This window comes from Deltaproteobacteria bacterium (genome assembly GCA_009692615.1).
Classification (GTDB): Bacteria; Desulfobacterota; Binatia; order UBA9968; family UBA9968; genus DP-20.
On the sequence record SHYW01000169.1, the window covers coordinates 1 to 8,155 of the forward strand.

Annotated in this window: 8 protein-coding genes; 6 read left to right on the forward strand and 2 right to left on the reverse strand. The window is 55.6% G+C overall.

What is annotated here, in order from left to right; genetic code table 11:
• Nucleotides 1-184 precede the first annotated feature (184 nt).
• Nucleotides 185-997 carry an alpha/beta hydrolase gene (locus EXR70_24340; GenBank protein MSP41627.1) on the reverse strand — a complete coding sequence of 271 codons (813 nt, stop codon included), beginning with the start codon at nt 995-997 and terminating at the stop codon, nt 185-187.
• A gap of 305 nt (nt 998-1,302) precedes the next feature.
• Here EXR70_24340 and EXR70_24345 point away from each other — a divergent pair, with 305 nt between their 5' ends.
• The 6 genes from EXR70_24345 (at nt 1,303) to EXR70_24370 (ending at nt 6,713) form a co-directional block, all read left to right on the forward strand.
• Nucleotides 1,303-2,151 carry an alpha/beta fold hydrolase gene (locus tag EXR70_24345; protein MSP41628.1) on the forward strand — a complete coding sequence of 283 codons (849 nt, stop codon included), beginning with the start codon at nt 1,303-1,305 and terminating at the stop codon, nt 2,149-2,151.
• 169 nt (nt 2,152-2,320) lie between these two features.
• Nucleotides 2,321-2,650 carry a type II toxin-antitoxin system RelE/ParE family toxin gene (locus EXR70_24350; protein MSP41629.1) on the forward strand — a complete coding sequence of 110 codons (330 nt, stop codon included), beginning with the start codon at nt 2,321-2,323 and terminating at the stop codon, nt 2,648-2,650.
• Nucleotides 2,647-2,976 carry an addiction module antidote protein gene (locus EXR70_24355; protein MSP41630.1) on the forward strand — a complete coding sequence of 110 codons (330 nt, stop codon included), beginning with the start codon at nt 2,647-2,649 and terminating at the stop codon, nt 2,974-2,976. The genes EXR70_24350 and EXR70_24355 overlap by 4 nt, the downstream gene beginning before the upstream one ends.
• 42 nt (nt 2,977-3,018) lie before the next feature.
• Nucleotides 3,019-4,182, forward strand: coding sequence for a hypothetical protein (locus EXR70_24360; GenBank protein ID MSP41631.1), 1,164 nt, complete (start codon nt 3,019-3,021; stop codon nt 4,180-4,182).
• A 9-nt stretch (nt 4,183-4,191) separates the two neighbouring features.
• On the forward strand, nt 4,192-5,592 hold the full coding sequence (locus EXR70_24365; protein MSP41632.1) for an ergothioneine biosynthesis protein EgtB: 1,401 nt from the start codon (nt 4,192-4,194) through the stop codon (nt 5,590-5,592).
• A 170-nt stretch (nt 5,593-5,762) separates the two neighbouring features.
• The gene (locus tag EXR70_24370; GenBank protein MSP41633.1) at nt 5,763-6,713 is read left to right on the forward strand and encodes a TIGR04348 family glycosyltransferase; all 951 of its coding nucleotides are present in this window, start codon (nt 5,763-5,765) and stop codon (nt 6,711-6,713) included.
• Here the strand turns inward: EXR70_24370 and EXR70_24375 are convergent.
• Complete coding sequence (locus EXR70_24375; GenBank protein ID MSP41634.1) at nt 6,706-7,962, reverse strand: MFS transporter; 1,257 nt, start codon at nt 7,960-7,962, stop codon at nt 6,706-6,708. The genes EXR70_24370 and EXR70_24375 overlap by 8 nt on opposite strands.
• Nucleotides 7,963-8,155: the final 193 nt, after the last annotated feature.

Below are 8,155 nucleotides of genomic sequence, written 5' to 3' on the forward strand. Positions count from 1 at the left end.
ACGCACACACTTGGCCTATATCGAACCAACTCCAACAAGGTGGGGTTCCGCTATGGCCAGGTTTCTAACTTACGACCTCAACCCAACGCACTACCCTGACATAATCGCGTTGCTGTTAACATGACATATTGACGTTGCCACGACAGCGAAAACGTCGCTTTGCGCGCCGCGCATCCCTTTCGGTTTATGCGCCTTTAAGAAACTCACGCATCATACCATGCACCTTCTCTGGCTCGGTGTAAAAATAACTATGCCGGGCGCCGGGCAAAACAATAAGCTTGGCGCCGGAAATCCCCTTCGCCAAGACATCGGCGCCGCTGCGGTGCGACATATCACTGACGACGAAGTGATCGTCATCGCCGACAAAAATCAGCGTCGGTACCTTGATATCCTTCAAGCGCCCGCTGGTGTCATGCTCCTGGCGCGCCAACACATGGCGAAAGTAGAATTCCGGCGCGCACAGGTTGGCCATGCGCACCTGGAGATATTTTTCGATCTCGTTCATGTGATTGCGCGCATACTCCTCGGTCCAACCGACGACGATGGTGTGGTCGCGGACGTATTTCACGTAGCCCCATTCGACCATCTCCTTGGCGATGCGCAGCGGAATGCCGCGGTCGCCCGGATGGGCCGCGCCGCTCGAGGCGAGAATTAGTTTGCTCACTCTACGGGGATGATCGAGCGCCAATAATTGCGCCACTCGCCCGCCCATGGAATGACCGCAGACAATCGCGCCGTCGAGACCCAAATGGTCGAGCACCGCCACGGCATCGGCGGCGAACATATCCGTGCTGTATTTGGCTGATGGTTTTCCCGACAAGCCCGTGCCGCGGTAGTCCAGCGTGATCACACAATAGTCGCGCGCGAATTCAGGCGTCTGATAGAGATTCCAAACCGCGCCGTCGCACGCGGTCTCGCTCAAAAACAAAAACGGCGTACCTGTACCCGTTGCTTCGTAGTAAATGTCGACGCCATCTTTCATCTTCACGTAGGGCATCTATTGATCGCCTTTCTGATAAAGTTCCGAGTAGCAAACAACACGGTCAAACGAAATCAGAACCGGAGCCGCCGACGCATGAACGCGTGATACGTTGCCCTCCTACCACACGGTCGAGCCAATGACAAATGTCGCTTCGCTCAGCGGAAGCAAAACCACGAATTACACCACGCGCTCGCGCGATTGACACCTCGCCGCTGTTTACTGTATAAATTTTTGTAAACTTGAAACGCGTGGATATTTCGCAGCCCAGCCGACGCGGCGTCAGGTAATTATTTTATTTAGTGCTAATAGGAGACAATCTCATGGCTAACAAACCGGAAGACAGATTCGTAACCGTCGATGGCTTGAAACTTCGCTACATCGAAGAAGGATCGGGACCGTCGGTGCTGTTTCTCCACGGCGCATCGCTCGGCAGTTCGGCGGACGTGTTTCTGCGCAATCTCGGCCCATTTGCCAAGGCCGGATTTCGCACCGTCGCGTTCGACTATCCCGGTTTCGGCCGGTCGGAAATTCCCGCGGCCCAAAGTACGGCGCAGCAACGCGACTCCATTCCGAAATTCATCGACGCCGCGGGTCTCGGCAAGACTGCGCTGATCGCCCATTCACGCTCTGGCGGCTTCGCGATGCAACTGGCGTTGAAAGATCCGAGCCGCTATTCGCACGTGATTATTCTTGGAACGGGTACACTTCTGCCGCTGCAAACCGAAGCGCAGGTCGGCAAGTACGAAGCCGTGCAGGCGCGCGTCGACAAGGAGATGGCGCAAGAGGAACCGACGCTGGAAGACGCCCGCAAACTCTTGCAGGCGGACACCTTCAACCATTCGCTGATCTCCGATGAAGACATCGCCCTGCGCCACCGCAGCATGATCGGCGGCAATTTCAAAGCGCATCAAGACCGCCAGAGTCACGAAGCTCCCGCGGGCGGCGGCGCGGCAAGCAAGCCGTTGTATGAACGGCTCGACGAATTGAAGATGCCGCTATTGATGATCTTCGGCCGCGAAGACCGCGCCCACGCCGGCGAACGCGCCGAGTTGCTGAAAAAGCAGCAACCGAATATCAACCTCCACATCGTCAACGGCTGCAAGCACATGGTCCATTGGGATGCCTTCGACGACCTGATGCGATTGGGTGTGCCGTTTTTGAAGAGCTAGCGAGGCGACTCTCGATCAACGTGGTTGTTTCTAGCGCTCCAGTCCATCGAACTCTTTCCTCACACAGTGCCGCTGAACCAAAGAGTCCCGCAGGTGACAGAGATCTTGCCTGCGAGACTGGGCTGATCTCTACCGACGCGCCATTGCCATTTTTCGCTTATAAGCTAAAATAGATTCGGTGGAGATTCGCCACTACATTACGAAGTCCCGCGTCGATCCCTTCCAGAAATGGCTGGATGGACTTAGGGATACACAAGGTAGGATTGCGATTCAGCGGCGCGTCGATCGCGTGCTAAGAAACAACTTTGGCGATCACAAGTTTTGCCAGGATGGCATTTGGGAATTGAGGATAGATTCCGGACCGGGATACCGGGTTTATTACGCTCAAGAGGAAAAAGCCGTGGTGCTATTGCTCTGTGCGGGGTCGAAACGTAGCCAAGCCGCGGATATCGCCACGGCGGTTCGATATTGGCAAGATTATCAACGGAGAAAACCATGACTCGTAGATCGAAAATAAATCCTTCACGCGGCCATGACGAGGCAACTATCGAAAGTTTTCGCAAGGACCCCTTGTTTGCGGCCGAATTTTTGAACGCCGTGCTCGAGGATGGAGACCAAGAGGAGTTGATGCTGGCGCTGCGCCGGTTGTCCAAGGCGTTTGGCGGTGTCACCAAGCTAGCGAGTAAATCTAAACTGAATCCCAATACACTCTATCGAACGCTTTCGCCACAAGGAAACCCTGAACTAAAGAGCTTCAAAGCTTTATTAAATGCCATGGGAATGCAGTTGACGGTACGCCCGCTGGAGCGCAAACGTGTTGCGTAACAACTACCGAAGCGGTAGTTCGCCAATGTCTTGCAACCGGCCATGAACCCAGCCAAAACTTTTCAGCGCCGCGGCATCGTCGAAGGCTTCTTCGGTCCGCTGTGGTCGATGGCGCATCGGCGGCGGCTGTTAGAATTCGGCGCGGCGCGGGGAATGAATACTTATCTCTATGCGCCCAAGGACGATCCCTATCACCGCAAACTTTGGCGACGACCTTACCCCGCGGCGCAATGGCGTGAGCTACTGCGGCTAATTCGCGCGGCGCGAAAGAATCAGATTGACTTCGTCTACGGTTTTCATCCCGGCGAGGGTTTGTACTTTGGCGACGATCGCACCGTGCGAACTTTGCTGCGCAAAGCGCAGCGATTCTATGACGCCGGCGTGCGCAGCTTCGCCGTGCTGTTCGACGACATCCCTTCCAAACTGAGCGATGTGCGCGACCGGCGCGCCTTCAAGAATAGTCTGGCGCGGGCCGAAGGAACATGGATGGCGAAAATCATTGCCGCCCAGACGGCGAGTTGGAACGATGTCGAGTGGTGGATTTGTCCTTCTTTTTACAGCGAAGATGCCCTACTCGAACGGGTCTTCGGCCAATTCGAACCGCACTTTCTCGAAACTTTGGCGCAATATGTGCCGCCAAACATCCCCTGCTTCTGGACCGGGCCGTCAGTGGTTTCAAAAAGCATTACACTCGCCCACGTACGGCGCATCGCTAAGAAGATTAACCGTCCCCTGCTGCTATGGGACAATTATCCGGTGAACGATCTGTCCATGAGCGACGAATTGCATCTCGCGCCACTGACCGGACGCGACCCGCGCTTGCCGGAGTGTGTCTATGGCTATCTTAGCAATCCGTTGCTCCAGGAAGAGTTGAGCTTCCTACCATTAGCGACTTGCTTCGATTACGCGCGAGCGCCAGCCAAGTACCGAGCAGAATCTTCCTGGTCAACAATCGTGCGCCAACGGTTCGGCGCCAAGGCGTTACCTCAGTGGCGCGCGCTCAGGAGTTACGCCGAAGCGAGCATCGTCGCCAAGAAAAGTAAAATATCATTGCGTATGACACCAGCTGAAACGTGTCGTTTGCAGAAGGCACTTGCCTACGTCCACCGAAACCGCGGCCAACGCTGGGCAAACGAATTAGCCCCGTGGCACGCCGCAATCGCAAAACTGACTTCAGATTTTGTGATACGCTCGGATATGCGTTAGATCAGTGCAATGACGATCTCCAATTCAACGGGCGCGCGCCAATTGATCGCCACCATGCGCGAGTTTCGCGCCCGCACGCTGGTGCTGGTCGGCGATTTAAATGACCAGCAGATGATCGGCCCGCGTTTGGCCATCGTCAATCCGCCGCTGTGGGAGATCGGCCATGTTGCGTGGAGCCAGGAGTTTTGGACTCTGCGCCATCTGCGCGGCGAGAAACCGCTGCTTGAAAATGGCGACCGGCTTTATAATTCCACCGACGTCGCCCACGACACACGCTGGGAACTTTTGCTGCCGAGCCGCGATGAAACGCTTGGCTACGTGAACGAAATAATCGAGCGCGCCATTGCGCGCATCGACAACGCCAAAGAATTATCCACCGATGAATTTTATTTCTATTGGCTAACAACGTTCCACGAAGGCATGCACGCCGAAGCGCTCGCCTACACCCGTCAGACCTTGGGTTATCCGCCGCCGTCATTTTTACCGCCGATAGAATTCGTCGATCTCGATCAACGCGCATGCACTGGAGATGTAGAAATTCCCGGCGGCAAGTTTACCATCGGCGCCACCAAAGACCTCCCCTTCGTCTTCGATAACGAGAAGTGGGCGCACGAAGTGGAGATCGAAACTTTTCGCATCGCCCGCGCGCCGGTGACCAACGGCGAGTATTTAGAATTCGTCGAAGAAGGCGGCTACCGCGATCGGCAATACTGGAGCGACGACGGCTGGCTGTGGTTGGAATCCGGCGGTGCGCCGCAGTTGGAAAAATCCTTCGCCAAGTTTTTCCAAAAGACGATCAACGAGCCGATGGAAGTCGCCGCATTCGCAGAGCGACTCGACCATCCAGTTTACTGGCAGCCGATGGACAACGGCCGTTGGCAACGGCGCGTTTACGATCGCTACGAATTACTGAATGAAGACCTGCCGGTGGTTCACGTCAGTTGGTACGAAGCGCAAGCGTTCTGCAATTGGGCTGGTCGTCGTTTACCTAGTGAAGCAGAATGGGAAGCCGCGGCATCGGTTGAACGCGAGGGCAACCGGAGCACACGTAACGATCAACGTCGTCATTATCCTTGGGGAGAGCAAGCACCAAACTCTGAACTGTCCAATCTCGACTGGCGCGCCGGCGGCATCGTCGAAGTCGGCGCCCACGGCGCCGGCGATAGCGCCTACGGTTGCCGCCAGATGATCGGCAATGTTTGGGAGTGGACCGCGGATGACTTCCTGCCTTATCCCGGCTTCAGCGTCGATCCCTACAAAGAATACTCGCAGCCATGGTTCGGCACGCACAAAGTTTTGCGCGGCGGCTGCTGGGCGACATCGTCGCTGCTGATTCACAATAGCTGGCGCAACTTTTACACCCCCGACCGGCGCGACGTCTGGGCCGGCTTTCGCACCTGCGCAAAATAATGCAAGGTTGCTCCAGGTTTACTGTGAAGATGTTTTCACCACGAAGAACACGAAGAGCATGAAGTTCGGAGTCTTTATCATTTGAAACCTGCGTGTCCTTCGTGGTGAATAAATCTAGCTGCACGTGATACTTTATCCACACAAAAGCCGGAAGAACCTAATCTAACAACGTGAAAATCCAACTCGTCACACCCGCGCCGTTGAAGATCAACAATGGCAACAAGATCACCGCCGTGCGTTGGGCGGGCATTTTGAAAAAGCTCGGCCACCGCGTCCGCGTCAGCCAGAGCTACGACGGCAAGCCTTGCGAACTGCTGATCGCCTTGCACGCGCGGCGTAGCTACGATTCGATCCAGCGCTTTCATGACAGCCACCCGAATTCGCCCTTGATCGTCGTACTCACCGGCACCGACGTCTATCGCGATATTCACAGCGATGCGAAAGCGCAACGATCCCTTGAGTTGGCGAGCAGATTAGTCGCGCTGCAAAAAATGGCATTGCGTGAATTACCAAGGCGATTGCACAAGAAAACTGAGGTGATCTACCAGTCCGCCGAACCGTTTGTGGGAAAGCCCAACAGAGCGAACGGCGACTTCAAAGTCTACGTCGTCGGCCACCTGCGCGAAGAGAAAGATCCCCTGCGCACCGCATTCGCCGTGCGTCGCTTACCGCGTACATCGCGCATCCAAGTCACGCATATCGGCCAAGCCTTGGACGAACAATTGCGTATGAAAGCCGCACAGGAAGTTGCGCTCAACCCGCGCTACCGCTGGATCGGCCAACTCTCCCATCGGAAAACCCGTGAGCAGCTAGCGCAGAGCCAGCTGGTCTGCATCACATCGAAGATGGAAGGCAGTTCGAACGTCTTGTCCGAGGCCCTGGCTTCCGGCGTGCCAGTGATTTGCACGAAAATTTCCGGCTTGATCGGGACTTTGGGAAGTAAATTTTCAGGATACTATCCGGTGGGAAAAACTAAGCAGCTCCGCAAAATACTACTTAAAGCGGAATCCGATCCACGATTCTACGCGTCATTGAAGCGCTACTGCGAAAATTTGGCCTACTTGGTCGAACCGCAGCGAGAAATCGACGCTTGGCGCCGGCTGATTCGACAACTCACTTAGATTCCTGATCTTCCTGAATCCAACCCTTCACCCAGGGCAAGAGCAAATACGCCGGCATCGACAGCAAAAAGGTAATCGCGAAATAATTGCCGAAGCCATATTTTTCCGCGCCCAGCCCACTGATAGCGCCGATCAATCGGCCGGTGAGTGAAAATATCGACGATAAGAATGCGTACTGCACCGTCGCGTGTTCTTTCTGGCAGACGTTCATGAGAAAGGCGAGAAACGCCGCGGTGCCGAGACCGCCGCTCAGCGACTCGAACATCGATGCGCCATAGAGACCGAACCGGCCGAGGTCGAACCATTCGACCAGCGAGTAGCCCATATTTGAAACCGCTTGTAACAGGCCGAGGAACCAGATGCCGTGAAAAATTCCAAAACGCGAGATAAACGCGCCGCCCATGAGCGCGCCGGCGACGCTGAGGACGATGCCGAAGGTCGTCGGGAACAAACCGATCTGAAACAGCAAATCTTCTTTAACCGGCCAGATCGATTTGCCGTAGTCGACCCAGAACGGTTTGACCATCGGGCCGATGGCGAACTCGCCGAGCTTGTAGGTTAAGACGAATAGAATCAGCGGAATCACTTTCCACGTGCCGGCCCAGCCCGCGAAGCCGGCCAGCCAATGCTCGCGCGCGGCCGCGGGTAAATTCAATCGCGGAATCGCTAAAGCGGCGAAGCCCAGCGCGGCGAAAATAATTCCTGCCAGAACGAAGAGCGAATTCCACGCCAGCACGCCGGCGAGAAATACCGAGCCGCCGCCGATGAAAACTAACGCGACGCGGTAAGCCGACGCGCGCACGCCGTTGGCCGCACCCTCCTCCGCGCGCTCGACCAGGCCGACGGAATAGGAATCGATGGCGATATCTTGGGTCGCCGACAAAGTCGTCAGCGCGAGAATCAACACCAGCACGATCACGCCGACGGCGGCGACGTTGACGAAGGGCAGAAGAAACAGCACGGCGGCGATGCCAAGCATGCAGGTGAGAATCCAATAACGCCGGTCGCCGAAGCGCTGCACCAAAGGCGACCAAAAAACTTTCAAAGAATATGGAAGTTCCAGCAGCCGCAGCCCACCGATGGCGCGCAGCGACACACCGTTGATGCGAAAATAAACCGGCAGCACTTCCCACAAGATCGCCGCCGGCGCGCCTTGAATGAAATACAAGAGCGCGATCACGCCGAGCTTCTGACGCGACGCCGGCGAATCCTTGCGCACGCCCAATAGTCTCCACATCCATGTTTGCATATTCGTTCTTTTATAAAGACAAAGGCGGAAAGATGCCAGCGCGTCGTAACGAGCTATTATCGAAAAGAGTGGAAATAGAAAATAGGTGGCGTACCCTTTCGATACGATCAAAACGAAAGGCTGCCTGTTGAAGCAGGCAGAGAAAGGATACGCCGATGAAAGAGAAACACATTGATAGAAATGAATCAAAGGA